Source organism: Cellulosimicrobium sp. BMG9.23, assembly GCF_059159985.1.
Genome location: NZ_JBZGBZ010000003.1, coordinates 399903 through 421110 on the forward strand (window position 1 = coordinate 399903; position 21208 = coordinate 421110).

22 protein-coding genes are annotated in these 21208 nt (G+C 74.8%); 11 read left to right on the forward strand and 11 right to left on the reverse strand.

Features of this window, described 5'->3' with window-relative positions:
* The first annotated feature begins 19 nt into the window (after window positions 1-19).
* Window positions 20-2359, forward strand: coding sequence for a sensor histidine kinase (locus tag AC4H2G_RS06185; protein ID WP_494364876.1), 2340 nt, complete (start codon window positions 20-22; stop codon window positions 2357-2359).
* Complete coding sequence (locus tag AC4H2G_RS06190) at window positions 2356-3003, forward strand: response regulator (protein ID WP_494364877.1); 648 nt, start codon at window positions 2356-2358, stop codon at window positions 3001-3003. Before AC4H2G_RS06185 ends, AC4H2G_RS06190 begins: the two co-directional genes overlap by 4 nt.
* 187 nt (window positions 3004-3190) lie before the next feature.
* Here the strand turns inward: AC4H2G_RS06190 and AC4H2G_RS06195 are convergent, their stop codons facing one another.
* Complete coding sequence (locus tag AC4H2G_RS06195) at window positions 3191-3445, reverse strand: type II toxin-antitoxin system Phd/YefM family antitoxin (RefSeq protein ID WP_494364878.1); 255 nt, start codon at window positions 3443-3445, stop codon at window positions 3191-3193.
* 142 nt (window positions 3446-3587) lie between these two features.
* Here AC4H2G_RS06195 and AC4H2G_RS06200 point away from each other — a divergent pair, with 142 nt between their 5' ends.
* Window positions 3588-4697: an NAD-dependent epimerase/dehydratase family protein gene (locus tag AC4H2G_RS06200; protein WP_494364879.1), complete on the forward strand. Its 1110-nt coding sequence runs from the start codon at window positions 3588-3590 to the stop codon at window positions 4695-4697.
* 84 nt (window positions 4698-4781) lie between these two features.
* Here the strand turns inward: AC4H2G_RS06200 and AC4H2G_RS06205 are convergent, their stop codons facing one another.
* From AC4H2G_RS06205 to AC4H2G_RS06225, 5 genes are all read right to left on the reverse strand, one after another.
* Window positions 4782-5861 carry an LLM class flavin-dependent oxidoreductase gene (locus AC4H2G_RS06205; protein ID WP_494364880.1) on the reverse strand — a complete coding sequence of 360 codons (1080 nt, stop codon included), beginning with the start codon at window positions 5859-5861 and terminating at the stop codon, window positions 4782-4784.
* Window positions 5862-5967: 106 nt separating this feature from the next.
* Window positions 5968-6468, reverse strand: a complete 501-nt coding sequence (locus AC4H2G_RS06210; RefSeq protein WP_494364881.1) for a hypothetical protein — start codon at window positions 6466-6468, stop codon at window positions 5968-5970.
* Window positions 6469-6557: 89 nt separating this feature from the next.
* Window positions 6558-7442: a metal ABC transporter permease gene (locus AC4H2G_RS06215; RefSeq protein ID WP_494364882.1), complete on the reverse strand. Its 885-nt coding sequence runs from the start codon at window positions 7440-7442 to the stop codon at window positions 6558-6560.
* Window positions 7439-8191 carry a metal ABC transporter ATP-binding protein gene (locus AC4H2G_RS06220; RefSeq protein WP_494364883.1) on the reverse strand — a complete coding sequence of 251 codons (753 nt, stop codon included), beginning with the start codon at window positions 8189-8191 and terminating at the stop codon, window positions 7439-7441. The genes AC4H2G_RS06215 and AC4H2G_RS06220 overlap by 4 nt, the downstream gene beginning before the upstream one ends.
* A gap of 59 nt (window positions 8192-8250) precedes the next feature.
* Window positions 8251-9219, reverse strand: a complete 969-nt coding sequence (locus AC4H2G_RS06225; RefSeq protein WP_494364884.1) for a metal ABC transporter substrate-binding protein — start codon at window positions 9217-9219, stop codon at window positions 8251-8253.
* Window positions 9220-9324: 105 nt separating this feature from the next.
* On the opposite strand from AC4H2G_RS06225, the gene yidD reads away from it, so the two are divergent.
* A complete protein-coding gene (gene yidD / locus AC4H2G_RS06230) occupies window positions 9325-9615 on the forward strand; it encodes a membrane protein insertion efficiency factor YidD (protein WP_494364885.1) in 291 nt (96 codons plus the stop codon).
* Between the two features lie 4 nt (window positions 9616-9619).
* On the opposite strand, the gene AC4H2G_RS06235 is transcribed toward yidD, so the two are convergent.
* Complete coding sequence (locus AC4H2G_RS06235; protein WP_494364886.1) at window positions 9620-10534, reverse strand: universal stress protein; 915 nt, start codon at window positions 10532-10534, stop codon at window positions 9620-9622.
* A gap of 195 nt (window positions 10535-10729) precedes the next feature.
* On the opposite strand from AC4H2G_RS06235, the gene AC4H2G_RS06240 reads away from it, so the two are divergent.
* The 3 genes from AC4H2G_RS06240 to AC4H2G_RS06250 all read left to right on the forward strand — a co-directional run bounded on the left by AC4H2G_RS06240 (window position 10730) and on the right by AC4H2G_RS06250 (window position 12520).
* A complete protein-coding gene (locus AC4H2G_RS06240) occupies window positions 10730-11404 on the forward strand; it encodes a response regulator (protein ID WP_494364887.1) in 675 nt (224 codons plus the stop codon).
* Between the two features lie 82 nt (window positions 11405-11486).
* Complete coding sequence (locus AC4H2G_RS06245) at window positions 11487-11909, forward strand: pyridoxamine 5'-phosphate oxidase family protein (RefSeq protein ID WP_494364888.1); 423 nt, start codon at window positions 11487-11489, stop codon at window positions 11907-11909.
* Window positions 11910-12013: 104 nt separating this feature from the next.
* On the forward strand, window positions 12014-12520 hold the full coding sequence (locus tag AC4H2G_RS06250) for a GNAT family N-acetyltransferase (RefSeq protein ID WP_494364889.1): 507 nt from the start codon (window positions 12014-12016) through the stop codon (window positions 12518-12520).
* Between the two features lie 13 nt (window positions 12521-12533).
* Here AC4H2G_RS06250 and AC4H2G_RS06255 read toward each other — a convergent pair whose 3' ends face one another.
* Window positions 12534-13697, reverse strand: coding sequence for a GAF domain-containing sensor histidine kinase (locus AC4H2G_RS06255; RefSeq protein WP_494364890.1), 1164 nt, complete (start codon window positions 13695-13697; stop codon window positions 12534-12536).
* Window positions 13698-13825: 128 nt separating this feature from the next.
* Here AC4H2G_RS06255 and AC4H2G_RS06260 point away from each other — a divergent pair, with 128 nt between their 5' ends.
* Complete coding sequence (locus AC4H2G_RS06260; RefSeq protein ID WP_494364891.1) at window positions 13826-14614, forward strand: tetratricopeptide repeat protein; 789 nt, start codon at window positions 13826-13828, stop codon at window positions 14612-14614.
* A 170-nt stretch (window positions 14615-14784) separates the two neighbouring features.
* On the opposite strand, the gene AC4H2G_RS06265 is transcribed toward AC4H2G_RS06260, so the two are convergent.
* Together AC4H2G_RS06265 and AC4H2G_RS06270 are read right to left on the reverse strand one after the other, a co-directional pair.
* A complete protein-coding gene (locus tag AC4H2G_RS06265) occupies window positions 14785-15411 on the reverse strand; it encodes a hypothetical protein (protein WP_494364892.1) in 627 nt (208 codons plus the stop codon).
* Between the two features lie 130 nt (window positions 15412-15541).
* A complete protein-coding gene (locus tag AC4H2G_RS06270) occupies window positions 15542-16057 on the reverse strand; it encodes a hypothetical protein (RefSeq protein WP_494364893.1) in 516 nt (171 codons plus the stop codon).
* Window positions 16058-16246: 189 nt separating this feature from the next.
* Between AC4H2G_RS06270 and AC4H2G_RS06275 the strand changes: the two genes are divergently transcribed.
* The 3 genes from AC4H2G_RS06275 to AC4H2G_RS06285 all read left to right on the forward strand — a co-directional run bounded on the left by AC4H2G_RS06275 (window position 16247) and on the right by AC4H2G_RS06285 (window position 20734).
* Window positions 16247-18223, forward strand: a complete 1977-nt coding sequence (locus AC4H2G_RS06275) for a M15 family metallopeptidase (RefSeq protein WP_494364894.1) — start codon at window positions 16247-16249, stop codon at window positions 18221-18223.
* A gap of 155 nt (window positions 18224-18378) precedes the next feature.
* Window positions 18379-20127 (forward strand): ABC-F family ATP-binding cassette domain-containing protein, encoded by a 1749-nt coding sequence (locus tag AC4H2G_RS06280; RefSeq protein ID WP_494364895.1) that lies wholly within the window; start codon window positions 18379-18381, stop codon window positions 20125-20127.
* Between the two features lie 82 nt (window positions 20128-20209).
* Window positions 20210-20734, forward strand: coding sequence for a DUF2087 domain-containing protein (locus tag AC4H2G_RS06285; RefSeq protein ID WP_494364896.1), 525 nt, complete (start codon window positions 20210-20212; stop codon window positions 20732-20734).
* On the opposite strand, the gene AC4H2G_RS06290 is transcribed toward AC4H2G_RS06285, so the two are convergent.
* Window positions 20735-21193, reverse strand: a complete 459-nt coding sequence (locus AC4H2G_RS06290) for a MarR family winged helix-turn-helix transcriptional regulator (protein WP_494364897.1) — start codon at window positions 21191-21193, stop codon at window positions 20735-20737.
* Window positions 21194-21208 lie beyond the last annotated feature (15 nt).

Sequence of the window (21208 nt, forward strand, 5' to 3'; positions counted from 1 at the left end):
GCACGGCCACCATGGACGTATGGGCACGGACGAGACCCGGCCGCGTGCAGGTTCTCGCCTGCGCGGCGGCGCGTCGGAGGGTCCGTCGTCGCGCCCCTGGGCGGCGGTCGTCGCCGTCGGCCTGTCCCTCGGGATGCTCGCGCTCGCGGTTGCCTTCACGGTCTGGCGGGCGACGGCGCCGGACGAGTGTGCGTCGCTCTCGTCGTCGTCCCGCGACTGGCCCGACGACGCCGTCGTGCCGGGTGTCGAGGAGCCGTGCCCGCTGGCGTCCGGTGACAGGGTCGTCGCGCGGACGGTCGTCGACGGCGTGTCCGACGCCTTCCGGTACACGGTCGTGCGCGGCGGGGCACTGACCGAGGTGGTCGTGCCCGTCGAAGCGGCGGATCTCGGTGCGCGCCTCGCGCCCGCGTGGTCGACGCTCCTGTTCGTCACGGCGCTGCTCGCCGTCGCGGGCTACGTGTCCGCCCGGCGTCCGCGCGGGCCGAGCACCGCCGCCCTGCTCGTCGCGGCGTCGGGCCTCGCGTCGAGCACGCTCGTCCACGTCCTCGGGCTGCCGGTCCACGGGGCGTTCGAGGCGGCGCCGCGCGCGCTCTTCCTCGGCGGTGTCGTGGGCTGCTACCTGCTCGCGTGGGGAGGTGTGGCTGCGCTCGTGCTCCTCTTCCCCTGGCCGGTGCGGCCCGCGCGGACCGCCGCCCTCGTCGCCGCGACACCGGTCGCGGCGACCGGTGTCGCCGGGGCTGTCACGGCGCTCGTCGCGTCCGGCACGCCCGTCGAGGACCCGACGGCGGGCGCACCCGAGGGCGGCGAGGCCGTCGTCGGGTCCTGGGCGTCGGTCGCGCACGTCCTGCTCCTCGCGCAGGAGTACCTCGCGGTGGCCGTGCTCGTCGTCGTCGTCGTGGTGGTCGTCGTACGCGTGCGGGTCGGCGCGCCGACCGAGGAGACGGCGCAGCAGCTCCGCTGGGTCGGCGGCACGTCGGTCGCGGCGGCCGCGCTCGCGTGCGGGGTGTGGTTCGTGCCGCAGCTCCTGGTCGGGGCGCCCCTCCTGCCGATCGGCTGGGTGGGCCTGCCGGGACTCCTCGTCGTGGCCGGGCTGCTCGTCGCGCTCCTGCGCCACGGCCTGTTCGGGCACGACGTCGTGCTCGTGCGGACCATCGTCGCGGCGTTGCTCACGCTCGGGATCGTGACGGTCTACGCGGCCGTCGTGGCGCTGCTCGGCTCGCGGACGTCCGCGACCGTGCCCACCGGGGTCGCGCTCGTGGCGGCAGCGGCGGTCGCGCTCGCGTTGAACCCGATGCGTGTCGGGCTGACGCGCACCGTGCGCCGTGCACTGTTCGGCGAGCGGGACGACCCCTACGGGGTGCTGAGCCGGCTCGGTGAGCGCATCGCCGACGCGACCCGGCGCGACGTCCTGCCGCTCGTCGCCGCCGAGGTGGCCCGGGCGCTGCGCGCGCCGTGGGTCGTCGTCGATGCGGACGGACGGGAACCGGTCGTCGCGGGGCAGGAGGCGGAGCCGCTGGGACCCACGGACGTCCCGGCGGCGGAGTCCGTCCCGCTCGTGCTCCACGGCGAGCGCCTGGGCACGCTGCGCGTGGGGCGCCGCTCTCCCGGCGAGCCCTACGGCACCGCCGAGCGACGCCTGCTCGCCGACCTCGCCGGACGCGTCGCCGCCGCGGTCCGTGAGGAACAGCTCGACGCGGACGTGCGCGCGTCGCGCGAGCGGCTCGTGCTCGCCCGCGAGGAGGAGCGACGCGCCCTGCGCCGCGCGCTGCACGACGACGTCACACCCGCCGTCGCCGGAATCGCTCTGCGCGCGGCGACCGCGCGTGTCCTCGTCGAGCGGGTGCTCGCAGGCCGGCCGGACGGAGTCGATGACGTCACCGCGATACTCGACGCGATCCGCGACGACGCGACACGCACGGCCGCTGAGGTCCGCGCCCTGTCGTACCGGTTGCGACCTCCCGCGCTCGACGAGCGCGGTCTCGTCGTCGCGTTGCGGGAGCACGCGGAGGCGCTGCCCGTCGACGTCGACGTGCGCAGCGACCTCGACGGCCGAACGCTCCCCGCGGCGACCGAGGTCGCCGCCTACCGCATCGCCGTCGAAGCGCTCACGAACGTCGTCGCGCACGCCGGGGCGACGCGCTGCGAGCTCCGGCTGGAATTGCTGGCCGGTACGCTGCGCGTCGTCGTCGAGGACGACGGCGGGGGGATCGGGAGCTCGCGGTGGGGGGTCGGGCTCGCCGCGATGCGCGAGCGCGCCGTCGAGCTCGGTGGTTCGCTGGAGGTCGGGTCCAGCCCGGCGGGCGGGACGCACGTGCGTGCCGAGCTGCCGGCTGAGGGGAGCGCGGATGAGGGCCGATGAGTGACACCGTGCGGGTGCTCGTCGCCGACGACCACCCGCTCTACCGGGACGGCCTCGCCGGGCTCCTCGCCGCGACCGACGACCTCGTGGTCGTCGGCCAGGCGGAGGACGGTGCGCGTGCCGTTGCGCTCGCGGAGGAGCTCACCCCGGACGTCGTGGTGCTCGACCTCAAGATGCCCGGTCTCGACGGCATCGAGGCGGCGCGCCGGATCGTCGCCGCCGCCCCGCACACCGCCGTGCTCATGCTGACGATGTTCGACGACGACGCGCTCGTCTTCCGTGCGATGCGCGCCGGTGCGCGGGGCTACGTGCTCAAGGGCGCGGAACCTGTCGCCGTCCTCGCGGCGGTGCGCGCGGTCGCTCGGGGAGAGGCGGTGTTCAGCGCCGATCTCGCCGGTCGCCTCAGCGACTGGTTCGCCGCGGCGCCGGCCGACCTCGGACCTTTCGTCCAGCTCACACCGCGGGAGCGGGAGGTCCTCGACATGCTCGCGCGCGGGCTCGCGAACCCCGCGATCGCCGAGCGACTGGGGATCAGCGCGAAGACCGTGCGCAACGTGGTGTCCAACGTGCTCGTCCGGCTGCAGGTCGCGGACCGCGCCACGGCGATCGCGCGCGCTCGGGAAGCGGGCCTCGGCTCGCCCTGAAGCCCGCGGCGACAGGGCCGTCCGGTCGGAGTCAGACCTCGTGCAGCATGTCCACCGCGAGGCCGCGGCTCGCGGTCGCGAATCGGGAGTCGTTCATCCACCGTCCCGACGAGCCGGCGACGGACTGCCTCGCCACGCTCGGTCCAGTCCTCGACCGCATCGATCGCGACGCACGTGTCGAGACAGATCACTCGCAGCCCTCACGCTCGGCCTCGATGTCCGCGTCGATCTCCGCGCGGGACCTGGCCGCGCGCGGGGGGAGGCGGTGCTCGTCCAACCACTCCACGATCGCCGGTCCAGAGCCGTGGACGAGGTCCGCGCGCACAGGGACGAGTCGCACGAGGGGGACGCCGCGTTGGGCGATGACGACCTCCTCGCCCGCCGCAGCGCGTGCGATCAGGGCCGGCAGGTCGTTCTTGGCCTCGAGCACGTTCACCTGCATGTGTCCTCCTCGTCCTGGCCAGGGTGTCTGGCCAGGATGCCCCTTCGTCAAGGGCTCCGGGAGAACCCGCCGGCGGCGAGCGGTCGTCTGCCGACCGCGTAAGCGGCTGCGTGCGGGCGCGCCGTGCGCGACGCTGGGCCGCATGACGACACGGCTCCTGGTCCTCGGCGGTTCGGACTTCGTCGGCCGCGCGGTGGTCGACGACGCCCTCGCACGTGGCTGGGACGTCACCGTCCTCAACCGCGGCACGCGGTCCGCGCCCGACGGCGCCCGGCAGCTCGTCGGCGACCGCACCCGCCCGGACGGCCTCGACGCGCTCCGCGCGGACGACGTCGCGCAGAAGTGGGACGTCGTCGTCGACACGTGGTCGTGGGCGCCCGCCGCGGTGCGCGACGGCGCACGGCTGCTCGCCGGGCGGACCCCGGGCGACAGCCGGTACGTGTACGTGTCGTCGCGCTCGGTCTACGCGCCGTGGACGGCGCGGGGTGCGGACGAGTCGGCCCCGCTCGTCGACGCCGACCCCGACGAGACGACGCACGACGACTACGCGCGCGCCAAGCGTGGCGCCGAGATCGCTGCCGTCGACGCGCTCGGCGACCGGGCCCTGCTGCTGCGCGCAGGTCTGATCCTCGGGCCGCGCGAGAACGTCGGCCGGCTCCCGTGGTGGCTGCGTCGTGTCGCGCAGGGCGGTCCCGTCCTCGCGCCGGGACCGGCCGAGCTCCCGCTCCAGCACGTCGACGCCCGTGACCTCGCGGCGTTCGCGCTCGACGCGGCGCTCGCGGGCGCCTCGGGCCCGGTCGACGTGGTCTCCGCACCCGGCCACGCGACGATGCGCGACGTCCTCGCCGCGTGCGTCGCCGTGACCGCCGAGGCGACCTCGGCGGCCGGGCTCCCACCCGCCGAGCTCGTCTGGGTCGAGCCGGAGCTGGTCGAACGAGCGGGCATCGCGCCGTGGTCACAGCTGCCGATCTGGATCCCGCCGGGCGAGCTGTACGACGCACTGCACGGCTCGGACGTGTCGCGGGCCTTCGCGCTCGGCCTGCGCACGCGTGACGTGCGCGAGACGGTCCGCGACACGTGGGACTGGCTGCGGGCCCTGGACGCCGAGGGGAAGGCGACGCCGCAGCGCGCGGACCGGCCCGGCGTCGGGCTCCCGCGCGAGCTGGAGGAGGAGGCGCTCCGCCTCGCCGGGGTGGACGCGGCCGGCGGAAGCGACGGCCCTGGCCGACGGGCGGTCGGCTTCACCACCTGACACACCATGCCGAACACGGGATCAGCCACCGGATCCCGCAAGATCCGGTGGCTGATCCCGTGTTCGGCGGTCGTGATCGCGTGGTCAGCCCTCCGCCAGGAGCTCGCGGACGCGCGGGATCACCCGCGTCCCGTAGAGCTCGATGCTGCGCATCATCGCGTCGTGCGGCAGCGTGCCGGACGAGTACTTGAGGTCGAACCGCCCGGCCCCGAGCAGGCGCACGGTCGAGGCGATCTTGCGCGCCACCGTTTCCGGCGACCCGACGTAGAGCGACCCGTCCCGGATGTCGTGCGCGAACCGGCCCCGGTGGTACGCGGGCCAGCCGCGCTCGCGGCCGATCCGGTTGTTCATCGCGGCGAAGTGCTCGTAGACCTCCGCCTGCGCCTGCTCGTCGGTCTCCGCGACGTGGCCGGGGGAGTGCACGCCGACCGGCAGCGCCGGCTGCCCGAGCTCGTCGACCGCGCGGTGGTACAGGTCGACGTACGGGCGGAACCGCTCGGGCTCGCCGCCGATGATCGCGAGCATGAGGCCGAGCCCGTGCCGTGCCGTCCGCACGACCGACTCCGGCGACCCGCCCACGCCCACCCAGGTCCGCAGGTGTCCCGACTCCGTCTTCGGATACACCTCCTGGCCGGACAGGCCCGCGCGCGTCGTCCCCGACCACGTGACGGGGCCTTCGTCGAGCAGGTGCACGAACAGGTCGAGCTTCTCCTCGAACAGCACCTCGTAGTCGGAGAGGTCGTAGCCGAACAGCGGGAACGACTCGATGAACGACCCGCGCCCGAGGATCACCTCGGCGCGACCGCCGGACAGCGCGTCGACCGTGGAGAACCGTTCGAACACCCGCACCGGGTCGTCCGAGCTGAGCACGGTCACCGCCGACCCGAGCCGGATGCGCGACGTGCGCGTCGCGATGCCTGCCAGCACGACCTCGGGCGCGCTCACGGCGAAGTCCTCGCGGTGGTGCTCGCCGACGCCGAAGAAGTCGACGCCCACCTGGTCCGCGAGGACGGCCTCGTCGACGACGTCGCGGATCGTCCGCGCCGCGGTGACCGGTGCGCCGTCGGGCCCGGCGGTGACGTCGCCGAACGTGTCGAGGCCGAGCTCGAGCTGCTCGGCAGCGGGGGCGGTGCCCGCCGCAGGGGTGGTGGTCGGCTCGGTCATGGTCTCTCCTCGGTCGTCACGCAGCGGGTGCGTCCCGGACAACCGTGCCGCGTCGCGGAACCTTCCGCACGACCGGTCGACGACCGACGGCCTGAGCGACCTGGGATCAGGCGGTCGCGCGGCTCGTCTCGCCGCGCAGCTCGTCGATGTGCGCCTGGAGCCGCTCGAGCGCGACGGCGACGCCCTCGCCGGCGTCGTGCGCGAGGTCGGTGACGTACCGGAGCTGGGCCGACGCGGCGTCGAGAGCGACCTGCGCGTCGGCCAGGGCGATCGTGGCGCGCCCGTCGGCCGCGGAGTCGGCGTCCTGCGCGCGGGCGAGCGCCGCGCGTGCCTCGTCGGTCGCGGCCTGGACCGACTCCGTCGCGTCGGCCACGTCGTTGCGGAGCACGGGGTGCAGGGCGGGCAGCTGTGACCCGACGCGTTCCAGGTCGTCGCCGATCGTCTCGGTCTGGACCTGCGCGTCGGCGATGAGCTGCTCGACCTCGGCGGCGCTCGCCGTGGCGCAGAGCGGGAGCATCATCGACAGCGCGAGCAGGCTCGCGGCGGCGAACCGGGCAGACGTCCTCGTCCGCGGCGTCGCCGGCTGATCGCTCGTCCTCGCTGACATGGTGATCAGTCTGGGGTGCGTTCCTGGGAAGAGCCAGGGAATCGGGGCCCGAGGTGTGGAGATTTCGCACACAGCGCAGGCCGGGCGGCTCAGGAGCGCGCCGCGGCGACGGCGCGCCGGCGCCGCGCCGCGGCGACGCGGGTCGTCAGCAGCCCGTGCCGCGGGCTGAACAGGTACGCGAGCGCGAAGACGGCGCCCAGCGTCACGACGACCGTCCCGCCCGACGACGTGTCCAGCCAGTAGCTGAGGAAGATCCCCACGACCCCGCTCACCGCCGCGACGAGCGGCGAGATCCACAGCATGTGCGAGAACCGGTCGGTGAGCAGGTACGCGGTCGCGCCCGGCGTGATGAGCAGCGCGACGACGAGCACGACACCCACGGCCTGGAGCGCGACGACGACCGTGAGGGCGAGCAGTCCGAGCAGCAGCGCGCCGAGCCGGCGGGGGGACAGGCCGATCGCGTGCGCGTGCACGGGGTCGAACGCGTAGAGCGTGAGGTCGCGCCGCTTGAGCACGACGACCGTGAGCGTCACGGCACCGAGCACGAGCACCTGCAGCAGGTCGGTGGGCGACACGCCGAGCAGGTTGCCGAACAGGATGTGGTTGAGGTCGGTCTGGCTCGGGGTCACGGAGATGAGCACGAGACCGAGGGCGAAGAGCGTCGTGAACACCACCCCGATCGCCGCGTCCTCCTTGACCCGGCTCGTGTCCCGGACCGCGCCGATGAGCAGCACCGCGAGGAGGCCGAACAGGAGCGCGCCGAGCGCGAACGGCGCCCCGACGACGTACGCGAGCACGACGCCCGGCAGGACCGCGTGCGACACCGCATCACCCATGAGCGACCAGCCGACGAGCACGAGCCAGCACGACAGCACCCCGCACACGATCCCCGCCGTGAGCGTCACGGCGAGCGCCGTCCGCACGAACTCGAACGACAGCGGCTCGACGAGAAGGTCCCAGATGCCCGGGCTCACGGCGCAACCTCGAGCCCGAACGCGAGCGCCAGGTTCTCCGGGCGCAGCACCTCCTCGGGCGTCGCGTGCAGCAGGACGCGGCGCATGAGCAGGACCGCCTCGTCGGCGAGCGCGGGCAGCCCGTGCAGGTCGTGGGTCGAGACGAGGACGGTCGCGCCGTCCGCCGCGAGCTCGCGCAGGAGCGCGGTGATCGTCGCCTCGGACCGCTTGTCGACCCCGGCGAACGGCTCGTCGAGCAGGAGGATCGTGGCGCCCTGCGCGAGCCCCCGCGCGACGAACGCGCGCTTGCGCTGCCCGCCGGACAGCGCGCCGATCTGCCGGTCCGCGAGGTCGCCGAGCTCGACGCGCTCGAGCGCCTGGTCCACGGCCGCACGGTCCGCGGCGCGCGGGCGCCGGGTGAAGCCCTGGTAGCCGTACCGGCCCGTCATGACGACGTCGCGCACGCTCAGCGGGAACGCCCAGTCGACGTCCTCGCTCTGCGGCACGTACCCCACCGCCTGGGCGCGGCGGGCGCGGGCGGGCGGGGCGCCGTCGAGCAGGACCGTGCCGTGGTCGGGGCGCAGCATGCCCATGATCGCCTTGAAGAGCGTGGACTTCCCCGAGCCGTTCATCCCGACGAGCCCGCACACCGTCCCGCGCGCTCCGGCCGGCCCCAGCGTCAGGGACACACGGTCGAGCGCGAGCACGTCGCCGTGATGGACGGTGAGGTCGTGCACGGCGATCGCGGACCTGTCAGGTCCCCGGGTCACCGGGGTGTCCTGTGGCCCTGACACATCGCTCGTGCCCGACGTCGCGGGGTCGCGCGCCATCAGCCCTCGCCTCCCGGGGCATCGCCCGTGAGGCCCGCGACGATCGTGCTCGCGTCGTACCGCAGGAGGTCGAGGTAGGTCGGGACTGGGCCGTCGGGCTCGGAGAGCGAGTCGACGTAGAGCACGCCGCCGAACGACGCGCCGGTCGCCTCGACGACCCGCTGCATGGGCGCGTCGGACACGGTGGACTCGCAGAAGACGGCGGGCACGTCGTCGCGCTCGACTAGCTCGATCGTGCCCGCGACCTGGCGCGGCGTGGCCTGCTGCTCCGCGTTGACGGCCCAGAGGTAGTGCTCGGTGAGGCCCGCGTCGCGCGCGAGGTAGGAGAACGCGCCCTCGCACGTGACGAGCGCGCGGTGCTCGTCGGGCAGGGTGTCGAGCGCCGCGGTGAGCTCGTCGTGGACGGCGCCGATCTCGGTGGCGTACTCGTCGGCCGCGACGCGGTAGTCGTCGGCGTGCGCGGGGTCGAGCTCGGCGAAGGCCTCGGCCATGTTCTGCGCGTACAGCTGGCCGTTCACGGGCGACATCCAGGCGTGGGGGTTGGCCGTGCCCTGGTACTCCTCGGCGGTGTCGTCGCCGAGCGCGATGGTGTCGACGCCCTCGCTCACGACGACGTGCGGCACGTCGAGGTCGCCCACGAACCGGTCGAACCACGCCTCGAGCCCGAGCCCGTTGTCGAGGATCAGGTCGGCCTCCGCGGCGCGCCGCAGGTCACCCGGGGTGGGCTCGTAGCCGTGGATCTCCGCCCCCACCTTGGTGATCGACTCGACGCGCAGGTGGTCCCCGGCGACGTTGCGGGCCATGTCCGCGAGCACGGTAAACGTCGTCAGGACGACCGGCCGGTCGTCGGCGGCGTCAGCATCCGCGCCGGCATCCGTGCCGGTCGAGCAGGCGGCGAGCCCGATCGCGAGCGCCGCGAGCGCGGCGGCGGCGCGGACGGGTCGCTGTCGCCCGGAATAGTTCGGCATACCGAAAAACATAGTCCGGCGACCCGTCGCTGGCAAAGCACGGGCACTGCTGGCGGGGAGACTGCTCGAGCGGTGTGCACCGCGCCCTCGACCTACGGTGACCCGATGAGTGCAGCGAGCCGATGGGTCGACTCCGCGATCGCGTGGTACCAGACGCGGGTCTCGCCACGGAAGGGGTGGGGCTGTGCGCACCGCGTCGCGCACGGCGGGAACCCGTGCTCGGTCGCGGTGCGGGAGCTCGTCGCCCGGCGTGGCGTGACGCGCGCGACGGTCCCCACGGCGCTGCGGTTCCTGGCGTGCTGGCAGGCGGGGCAGCTCCTCGCCACGTCGGGCGTGAGCGGCGTCTGCTGCTGCGGCCCGATCCCGGTCCCGTTCCGGTTCGGCGGGCGCTCTTGAGCGGTCAGGGCTTCGCCGCGTGCACGACGGCGACCGGCCCGTCGGCGTGGTGCAGCACGTCGTGGCTCACGGAGCCGATGAGCCTGCCCTGCACGTCGCCACGGCCGCGGGACCCGACGACCGTGAGCGCCGCGCTCCTGCCGGCCTCGTGGAGCGCGACGCCGGGCCGTCCCTCGACGACGAACGTCTCGACGCCCACGCCGTCGTGCTCGGCGGTGCGCACGCGCGCGAGCGCCTCCTCGACGGTGCGGGAGGCGGCCGACCGGGCCTCGCGCTCGGCGCGGGTGGCGAACGCGGGGCGGTCCTCCGGCTGCAGGCTCGCGGCGAGACGCCAGGAGCACACCGCGACGACGCGTCCGCCCGTCGCCGCAGCCTCGTCGAGCGCGAAGCGCAGCGCGACATCACCGTGCACCGACCCGTCGACGCCCACGACGACGTCCGCCGTGCGGTGGCGGCACGCGTCGACGGGCGGCACCACGATCACAGGGGCAGGGCTGCGGGCCGCGAGGCGCGTCGAGACGGAGCCGAAGAACGCGGAGCCGACGGAGCCGAGCCCACGCGTCCCCACGACGACCAGGTCGGCGTCCTTCGCGGCGTCGAGCAGCACCTCGGACGGGGCGCCGGAGCGCAGCGTCGTCAGCAGGCGCACCGTCGGGTCGACGCGCGCGGCGCGGTCGGCCGCCGCGTCGAGGATGGGCCGGGCGATGGCGTCGACCTCGTCGACCGTCGGGTAGTACACGCCGCCCACGAACGGTGACGACACGACGGGGACGTACGCGACGTGCAGGACGCGCAGCGTCGCGCCGCGGCGGGCCGCCTCGCGGACCGCCCGGTCGAGGGCGCGCCCGCTCGTCGTGCTGCCGTCGACGCCGACCAGCACCACCGGCCCGCGTCCCCCACCCGCTCCGTCCCAGCTCATGGTCCTCACCTCGCCCTCCGCGACGGGCTCGTCCCGTCCTCTCCTGGATATCTCCGCGGACCCGTCGCCCACGACGGCCGCACGGCCCGCCGGACCGGGTCCGACGGCACGCCGACGAGGGACCAAGGTCCTGACCTCGCCGGACGGGTCGCACCCGACGCGAGAAGGTCCCGTCGAGCGACTACGTTGAGAGACATGGGCTCTCCTCACCCGATCCGGGTGTTCCTGCTGGACGACCACGAGGTGGTCCGCCGCGGCGTCGCCGCGCTGCTCGAGGCGGCCGGTGACATCACCGTCGTCGGCGAGGCCGGCACCGCTGCCTCGGCGCTCTCGCGCATCCGCGCGACCCGGCCCGACGTCGCGATCCTCGACGTGCGCCTGCCCGACGGGTCCGGTGTCGAGGTGTGCCGCGAGGTGCGCTCGGAGCTGCCGGAGGTCGGCTGCCTCATGCTCACGTCGTTCGCCGACGACGAGGCGCTGTTCCAGGCCGTCCTCGCGGGAGCCTCGGGTTACGTGCTCAAGCAGATCCACGGCTCGGACCTGGTCGGCGCCGTCCGCACGGTCGCCGCGGGCGGATCGCTCCTCGACCCGTCGAGCACCGCGCGCGTGCTCGAGCGCCTGCGGCACGCCGCGGACGAGATCCCCGACCGGCTCGAGGGGCTGTCGCCGCAGGAGCGGCAGATCGTCGCGCTCATCGGCGAGGGCCTGACGAACCGGGAGATCGGCCAGCGGCTCTACCTCGCCGAGAAGACCGTGAAGAACTACGTGTCGCACGTCCTCGCGACGCTCGGCCTCCAGCGTCGGACCCAGGTCGCCGTCCTCGCGACCGAGATCCGTCAGCAGACCACCGACCCGAGGCCGCCGACGTAGTACCGCAGTCTCGGCGGACAGGGGTACTACCTCGGGACCTTCGGCGCTCACGGGCACCTCCGGGCAGCGCGAGCATGGGGAGATGATCACCACGGATCTGACGACGTCGGGGCTCACGGAGCTCGCGCCGGAGGAGAGCTACGCGCTCCTCGCGACGGTGCCGGTGGGGCGCATCGTCTTCACGGACCGCGCGCTGCCCGCGATCCAGCCGGTGAACTTCGTCCTCGACGGGCCGGACGTCGTCTTCCGCACGGGCGAGGGGTCCAAGCTCGCGGTCGCGGCCAGCCGCGCCGTCGTGGCGTTCGAGGCGGACTGGTTCGACGCCGAGGCCCGCTCGGGCTGGTCGGTCGTGCTGGTCGGGCGCACCTACGAGGTGACGGACCCGGACGAGCGCGAGCGGCTCCTCGCGCTGCCGCTCGTGACGTTCGTCCCGGGGGAGCGCGACCGCGTCATCAAGGTCGTCCCCCGCATCGTCACGGGCCGCCGCATCGCCCGGTCGGTCTGACGGTTCGGCGGCCCGTGCACGTTTCGGTACCTGGAGCTGCCGAAGCCGGTGCTCGGCCGCCGACGACCGCACGAACCGCCGAACGGTCCGGCTAGCCTCGGCCCGTGACCACCGCGCCCGCCGTCCGCGCCGCCACCCCCGCCGACTGGCCCGGGGTCTGGCGGGTCCTCGAGCCTGCGTTCCGCGCCGGTGAGACGTACACCTACCCGCGCGACATCACCGAGGAGGACGCCCGCGTCGCCTGGACGGGATCGCCGGGTGCCCGAGTCCTCGTCGCCGTCGCCGTCGACGACGCCGGCACCGTCCTCGGCACCGCGAAGTACCTGCCCAACCATCCGGGCGCGGGCGCCCACGTCGCGAACGCGAGCTTCGTCGTCGGGCCGGACGCCGCGGGGCGGGGCGTGGGGCGGGCGCTGGCCCGCGCGGTCCTCGACGGCGCCCGTGCCGACGGCTACCGCGCGATGCAGTTCAACGCCGTGGTCGAGACCAACGAGCGCGCCGTACGCCTCTGGGAGTCGCTCGGGTTCACGGTCCTCGCGACCGTCCCGGAGGCGTTCGACCACCCGGTGCACGGGCTCGTGGGTCTGCACGTCATGCACCGCACGCTCTGACGCCCGGGAGCGACTATCCCAGCGGAGCCCACCACTCGAGCCGCGTGCCGCCGTCGGGCAGCGCCGTGACGGTGCAGCCGCCCCCGAGCGCGGACGCCCGGGCGTCCAGGTTGCGCAGCCCGGACCGGCGCCCGCCCTCGCGGATGCCGACGCCGTCATCGGTCACGGTCAGGCGCGCCTCGTGCGCGGTCACGCCGAGGTGCACGACGACGGCGCTCGCCCCCGCGTGCCGCGCCACGTTGGTCAGCGCCTCCCCGAGCACGACGACGAGCTGGTCCACGACCTCCGCGGGCATGCTCGGGCCCCCCTCGGTCACGCCGGCGCCGGACCGCTCGCCCGCGACCTCGACCTCGACGTCCGGCGCGAAGCCCAGCACCGTCGTGGCCGCCGCGGCCTGGGCGCGCAGGCGGTCCTCGAGGGACGGCGCGTCGGGGTCGGCGGCCGTGTGCAGCGCGAAGATCGTCGAGCGGATCTGCCGGATCGTGTCGTCGAGGTCGGCGACGGCCTCCTCGATGCGCGTGCGCGCGGTCGGGTCGGCGACGAGCGGCTGCACGCTCAAGAGCGACATCGCGGACGCGAAGAGGCGCTGGATGACGACGTCGTGCAGGTCGCGCGCGATGCGGTCGCGGTCCTCGAGGATGCCGACCTGCTTCGCGCGGCCGTAGAGGCGTGCGTTCTCGATCGCGACACCGGCCGCCGCGGCGAGCGCCACGACGGCCGCCTCGTCCTGGGCCGTGAACGGCTCTCCGCCGGCCTTGTCCGTGAGGTACAGGTTGCCGAAGACCGTGTCGCGCACCCGCACGGGCACGCCGAGGAACGTGTGCATCGGGGGATGACCCTCGGGGAACCCGGCCGAGCGCACGTCGTCGGCGATCTCCGGCACGCGGATCGGCTCCGGGTGGTCGATGAGCTCGCCGAGCAGGCCCTCGCCGTGCGGCCAGTGGTCGATCGCCGCGACCTCGTCGTCCGTCAGCCCGAGCGGGACGAACCGCGCGAGGCGCTCCCGCCCCGAGGGGTCCAGCACTCCGAGAGCGCCGTAGCGCGCGCCGGTCAGGTCCATCGTGGCCCGGACGATGCGCTGCAGCACCTGGTCGAGGTCCAGGTCGCTCGTCACCGCGACCACCGCGTCCAGCACGCGCTGCCCGACGGCGGCCGGCAGGTCGGTCTCTCCGCTCACCGCTGCAGTCTCCCAGACCGGTCCCGACGCGCCGCTCGCCCGGCGCGTGGGGTGTGACCCACGCGACATCCTCGTGCGCTAGGGTGCGTCCACGCCGACGCGGGGGGACGGAAGGACGCGCTGCTGCCATGTCCACCCTGCCCTCCACCCGTGAGAGCGCTCTCGCCGACCTGCGTGCCGCCGTCGCGCACCTGCACCCGGACGACCCGGCCGAGCTCGTCGCCATCGCCGACGACCTGTGCGCGCTGGGTACCCCGGCCGCGGCCGTCCCGTTCTACGAGGAGGCCGCGGCGAGGGAGGTCCCCGGAGCGCTCTACCGGCTCGGCATCGCCCGGTACGACGCGGGCGACGACGTCGAGGCGTTCCGCTGCTTCGAGCTCGCCGGTCTCGCCGGCGACGCCCACGGGGCGTTCATGGCCGCGCAGGTCGCGCACGAGCGCGGGGACCTGCACGCGGCCCGCCGCTGGTACGAGCAGGCGGAGGGCGTCCACGGCGCGTCGGAGCGCCTCGCGCAGGTCGAGGCCTCGCTCGGCGCCGGGTCGGACGGGCCCTTCGGCGTCAGGACGGCCGGGCCGCCCGGCGGGACGGCCCGCGAGGACTGGGAGATCGCCGTCGAGCAGGCACGGTCCGGGTCGCTCGGGCCCGACGCCGCGGTCGCGCTCCTCGAGTCCTGGGCCGAGGCGGGGGAGCCGCGGGTCGCACCCGCGCTCGCGGACCTGTACGCCCGCGCCGGCCGTGCCCCCGACGCCGAGGACCTCCTGGAGCAGGCCGCGCTCGCCGGGGACGCGGCGTCGGGCACGGCCCTCGGCGTGCTGCGCCTGAAAGCCGGGCGGGTACCCGAGGCCATGGACCTGTGGCGCGACGCCGCCGCGCGGGGAGACCAGGACGCGGCGGAGCTGCTGAACCGGTTCGGCTGACGGCCCCGGCCCGAGCCGCCCAGGGCACGACAGGGGGTGCGCGGGTGGTCTCCCCACCACCCGCACACCCTCTTCCTCGGGGCGGCCTGCGCTGCGACGGCCTCAGAATCGTCGCGCGGTCCTGGGTCCTGCCCCTGTGACCCGCGGTTCGCGGCGGGCGGTCCGGTGCGTCACACGAGCCAGCGGTTGCGGCGGACGACCGGGAGGCTCTTCCAGACCTTGCCCAGACCGAGCACGTCGCCGCCGCCGATGAGAGCGAGCGCCACGATGGTCAGCGCCATCGTGAGGTGGTCGTCGACGACCGGGTTCGTGTCCAGCGGGAGCGCCGCGAGGTACATGAAGACCAGGAGCAGCGAGCCGCTGACCGCGGCGATGCGCATCCCGATCCCGAGGACCAGCGCGATCCCGATCCCGAGCAGGCCCGCCATGAAGAGCCAGTCGGCCCAGGCAGCGCCCGCCATGCCGCGGAAGAACCCGGCGAACGGACCGTCGACACCCGAGAGGAAGCCCGTCGTGGGGCTCCCGCCGTTGACCCAGGCACTCTCGGCCGGCGTCGCGAAGCCGAGACCGAACGTCTTGTCGAAGAACGCCCACAGGAAGTAGAACCCCAAGGCGATGCGCAGCACGCCGAGGACGACCTGCGCAGGCCGGCTCGCTCGTGCGGCAAGGCTGAGCGTCTCGGGCGTCGTGCCCGCGACCGTCGAGAGCGGCGCGTCGGTGTTCCGCTCGATCGTCCCCGTCATCGTCGTGCCCTTCTCGTCGACCCGGTCCCTGTGGCCGGGCTCCTCGGTACCCATCACACTCCGTGACGGAGTCGTGGACACCGGGAGAAGGTCGCGCGACAGGGGGACCTTGGTCCCCGGACGAGGACGACCCGCGCCGTGACGGCGGGAACCGTCGGGACGGGTGCCGCGCCGCCGGGACCCGTCAGGACGTCGAGGAGTCCAGGCCCGAGCGCAGCTCGTCCACCTGCGTGCGCAGGTCTTCGAGCGACTCGCGCACCGCGGCGTCCGTGTCCGAGAGCGACGACGCGACGGCGTCGAGCTGGTCGGACGCCGCCTCGAGGCGCTCCTCGGCGTCCGCGAGCCGCTGCTCGGCCTCGGCGCGCTCGGTCTCCGTGGCCGACGCCGCGTCGTCGACCGCGCTCCGGGCCTCGTCCGCGGCGTCCTGGGCCGCGGTGACGGCCTCCTCCGCGCGGGCCCGCGCGTCGTCGGGCAGGGAGCCGAGGTCGTCGGTGAGCGAGCGGACGTCGTCCCCGATCGTCTCGGCCTGCGACCGGGCGTCCTCGAGGAGCTGCTCCAGCCCGTCTCCGGTGAGGGTGAACTCCGGCACGGAGACGGAACCGTCGTCGGCGCACGCCGTGAGCGCGAACGAGCCCGCCACGACGACCGCGGCGACCGCGCCGCGTGACCTTGACCAGGGGTGACGCGCAGATGAGCTCATGGTCCGATTCTCGCGTCCGAACGTGACCACATGGTGAGGGCCGTGGGGACGCGGTGTACCGTAATCGAACGAGGCACTGCGGCGGTCCGACATCGCAGCGCCGGGCGCGACGACGCGTGCGACCGGGCATCACCATGCAACGACCAGGACCGCACTGTGCGACACGTCAGCGCGTACGAGGGAGTCACGGTGAGCACGGAGACGCACAGCGAGGACGCGGACGACCGCGCGCTGCCCGCCTCGTCGAGCCGGGCCCGCACCGTCTCGCAGGTCCTCATCTCGTCCGCGCTCGGCATCACGCTCGTCGCGGCGCTCGCGAGCAGCGCCCAGCCCCAGCAGCAGGGAGCGTCCTTCTTCGCGACCCCCGTGTCGACCGCCGTCGAGCCGGTCACGAGCGTGCTCGGCACCGGGCTCGACGAGTCCCAGCAGCTCGACGGCGCGATCGAGGTCCTCGCGACCGCGAACTCGCTCGAGTCGGGCGTCGTGAGCCCGTCCATCGAGCAGGCGCGGTCCGAGCTCGGGATGCTGGTCGCCACCTACCTCGCGCAGCAGGACGCCGCGCGCCGCGTGCCCGTGCAGGTCGTCCCCGATGCCGAGGTCGACCTCGACTCCTCGCTCGACGAGCCCACGCTCCCGGGTCTGCCCGACCCCCTCGCGCCCCCCGCGGACGGCCTGGACGGTGGCGTCCCGCTGGAGGACGCCCCGCTGGAGGACGCGCCACCGGAGGACGCGCCGGCTGGCGACGCCCCCGAGACGGCGGTGCCGAAGAAGGACGCCCCCGGGGAGAGCGCGCCGGACGACGAGCCCGCCACGCTCGCCTCGTCGACCCCCTCACCCGCGCCGACGCCCAGCGGCTCGCCGTCGGGGTCGCCGACCGACGTGCCGACCGACGTGCCGACCGACGTGCCGACCGACGTGCCGACCGACCTGCCGACCGAGCCGTCGACCGGTTCTGACGACGCGCCGTCGGGCACCGGGCAGCCGGACGGCCCGGGTGAGCGCGTGCTTCCCGAGGACGCCGTGCCCGCGCCGGACGGTGTCGCGCCCGGCGAGCTCGAGGGCGACGCCGAGGGCGACGACAGCACCGGCGACGCGGACGACGACGCGCACCACGACGAGGACGGCCACGACCACGGGGCGGTGACGCTCGACGACGTCGTGGTCTCCGCCACGCACCTCGCCGACCTGCTCGGCACGACGACCGCGTTCCCCGAGGTCGGGGTTCTCCCGGCGGACGGCATCGACCCGGCGACGGGAGCACGGGCAGGGTCCACGCTCGCGGACCGCCTCGCCGAGGTCGTCGCGAAGTACGCCGGCTCCACGGCGGACTACGAGAACGGGCGCATCCCCGCGAACGTCCTGTGCGACCTGTCGTTCGCTGCCGGACAGTCGCTGCGGTGCGACGCCGCGGAGCAGCTCGAGGCGCTGGCCGCCGAGTTCGAGAAGGAGTTCGGGTACGCGCTGCGGATCACGGACTCGTACCGGGCGTACGAGGACCAGGTGCGGCTCAAGGTGATCAAGCCCTACCTCGCCGCGGTCCCCGGCACGTCGCAGCACGGGTGGGGCCTGGCGATCGACGTCGGCGGCAACGTCCCGTCCGGGACGTCCGCCGAGTACGTGTGGCTGCGCTTGCACGCCCCCGACTACGGGTGGGACAACCCGTCGTGGGCCCGGCCGAACGGGTCGAAGCCCGAGCCGTGGCACTTCGAGTTCTTCGGTGCGGGCGCGATGCCGGACCGGTACACCCCGGCCGAGACCACGACGCCGAGCCCGTCGCCGAAGCCGTCGCCCAGCCCGGCACCGGGGCCGAAGCCCACCGTGCCGCCGGCTCCTGCGCCGTCGCCGACCCCGAAGCCCACCCCGACGCCGACGCCCACCCCCACGGACCCGCCGCCGACGCCGACCGACCCGCCCACGGATCCCCCGACGGATCCGCCCACGGACCCGCCGACCGATCCTCCGACGGACCCGCCGACCGATCCTCCGACGGATCCGCCGACGGACCCGCCGACCGATCCGCCGACGGACCCGCCGACCGATCCTCCGACCGATCCTCCGACGGACCCGCCCACGGAGCCGGCGCCCGACCCGACGGACGAGCCGACGTCTTCCCCGACGTCGATCCCGACGGAGTCGCCGACCGAGGGTTCGACCGTCGCGCCCTGACCGGGCCGCACGAAATCCCGTGACGTCGGGACGCGTGCGCTGTAGCGTCGTGCCCGATGTGATCCTCACCTGCCCCGACCGGCCCGTCCGTCCCCGCCCGTAGCCGCCCGCGCCCCGTCGCGCGGAGCCCCGGGCACCCCTTGGCAGGTGATCCCATGAACCCCGTCCTTCGTGCGTCCGACGTCCACATGTCCTACGACGGCCGTGCCGTGCTGCGCGGCGTCGACCTCGCCGTCGACCCCGGCCACCGCGCCGGTCTCGTCGGCGAGAACGGCGCCGGCAAGTCCACGCTCCTGCGTGTCCTCGCGGGCGCGACCACCCCGGACTCCGGGACGGTAGAGCGCCCGCCCGACCTCGGGTTCCTCCACCAGGAGTTCCCGTACGCGCCGTCGACCACCGTCCGCGCCGTCGTGGACGACGCGCTCGCCGACGTCCGGGCGATCGAGGCCGCGCTCGAGGCGGCGGCCGTCGGGCTCGCGCACGTGTCCGGGCCACAGGTCGCTCCGGTGAACTCCGGGCCTGACACGCGCGAGCCCGACGCCGAGGCCGCGTACGACCGCGCCCTCACGCGCGCCCAGCTCGCCGACGTGTGGGACGCCGACGCGCGGGCCGCGCGGACGCTCGCCGGGCTCGGCCTGGACGTCGAGGGCGTCGCGGACCGGCCCGTCGGGACGCTCTCGGGCGGGCAGCGCACGCGACTCGGCCTCGCAGCCCTCCTCGTGCGCCAGCCCGGCGCGCTCCTGCTCGACGAGCCGACGAACCACCTCGACGACGGCGCGGCCGAGTTCCTCGCCGCCGCGCTGCGCGCGCTGCCGGGCGCCGTCGTGCTCGCGAGCCACGACCGCGTGTTCCTCGACGAGGTGTGCACGGAGATCCTCGACCTCGACCCCTCGGCGGCACCGCACCGCGGGGCGTCAGGGGACGGCGCGTCGCCGGGCCTCACGGTCTACGGGGGCACGTACAGCGACTACCTCGAGGCGAAGCGCGTCGAGCGCGAGCGCTGGGAGCAGCAGTTCGCCGCGGAGCAGGCGGAGCTCGCCGAGCTGCGTCGGTCCGTCGCCGTGACCGCGCGCGACGTGAGCAAGAACCGCGAGCGCGGCAACCAGGCGAAGATCCTCTACGACTTCAAGGGCGAGCGGGTCCAGAGCCAGGTCGCGCGGCGCGTGCGCAACGCGCAGCTGCGCCTCGACACGCTCGACCGCGAGCAGGTCCGCAAGCCGCCGCCGCCGCTGCGCTTCGCGCCGCCCGCCGCGGCGTCGCGGTCCGCGCGGGGCGAGGTCGCGGGTGGTGACCTCGCGGTGTGGGCGCGGGACGTCGTCGTGCGCCGGGACGGGCCCGTGCCGCCGGGGGAGCGGGCCGCGCGACTCGACCTCGTGGCGTCGGGCGCGCGGTCGATCGAGGTCGCGCGCGGCTCGCGACTCCTCGTCACGGGGGCGAACGGCGCGGGCAAGTCGACGCTGCTGCACGTCCTCGCGGGGGACCTCGTGCCCGACGCCGGGTCCGTGGGCCGGGCGAAGGGCGTCCGGGTCGGGCTCCTCGAGCAGGACGTCCACCTGCACGACGACGCCCGCACCCCGCGGGAGCTCCTCGCGCTCGTACAGGGCGTGGGGAAGGACGACGCGCGCGACGCGCGGGTCGACGCGCACGGTCTCGTCGCGCCGCGCGACCTCGGCCGTCCGCTCGCGGACCTGTCGGTCGGGCAGCGCCGTCGCGTGGTGATCGCGATGCTCGTGTCGCAGGCCCCCGACGTGCTCCTGCTCGACGAGCCGACGAACCACGTCTCGCTCACGCTCGCGACCGAGCTCATGGAGGCGGTCGAGGACTGGCCCGGCGCCGTCGTCGTCGCGTCGCACGACCGGTGGCTGCGGCGGCGGTGGACGGGCGACGTCGTGCACCTCGCCTGAGCGCACGTGTCAGCGCTCCACGGGTGCAGGGGTCGGTGCGCTGCTGACAGCTCGGGGGCCGGCCCCGCCGTAGGGTCGGGGCATGGACAGCACGCCCCCGGTCCCGGACAACGCCTGGAGGCAGGTCGTCGCCTCGCTCGCGGACGACGGGCGGCTGCGCCTGTTCGGTCGCGTCGTCGTCGAGTCGCCCGCCGAGGCGGACCTGACGACCGACGACCGGCGTCGGCTCGCGCCGCTGCTCGCGGCGGGCGTCGTCGTGCGCGACGCCGCCGGGTCGCTGCAGGCGGACCACGGCCGGTTCGCGGCGCTGCTCACGGGCGGGTCCGCGCCGCAGCAGACCGGTCCGGAGCGGTTCCTCAGCGACGGTCGCCTCGTGCGCAGCCCGAAGCGGCTGCGTGACCGGCAGCTCGTCGTGCGGTATCTCGCGTCGCAGGTGCTGCCGCTCGACGAGCCGGTCACCGAGCTCACGCTGACGAAGCGGCTCGCGGAGCGGGCGGCCGACCCCGTCTCGCTGCGGCGCTCGATGGTCGACGCGGGTCTCGTGCACCGCACGCGCGACGGCGCCGAGTACTGGCGCACGGTCGTCACCGAGTTCGACGACGTGTAGTCACCCGTCCGCGAGGTGCCGCTCGTAGGTCTGCACGGTGCGCAGGACGAGGGCGCGCTCTGCGGGGTCCAGCGGGGCGAGCGCTGCGCGCCACGCGTCGGCGCTGTCGCCGAGCCAGGCGTGGATCGCGCTCCGGTGGTCGGCAGAGATCGAGACGATCCGTCGACGGCGGTCGGCGGGATCCTCGTCGCGGGCGAGCAGGCCCTGGTCGGAGAGATCGGCGACCATCAGGCTGACGGTGGTCGGGGCGAGCCGGAGCGACGCGGCGAGCTCGTTCACCGTGCGCGGACCGTCCAGCAGCATCGCGAACAGGCTCAGGTGCCGTGGGGCCAGGTCGTGCCCGGCGAGCTCCGGGGGGATGGTCCGCCGCTTGGCGCGGGCGACGATCCTCGGCAGCAGCACCAGCAGCCCCCGCACCACGTCCTCCAGGGCGGGATCGGCCTCGTTCGTGTCTGCCATCCGTTCCTCCTGCTG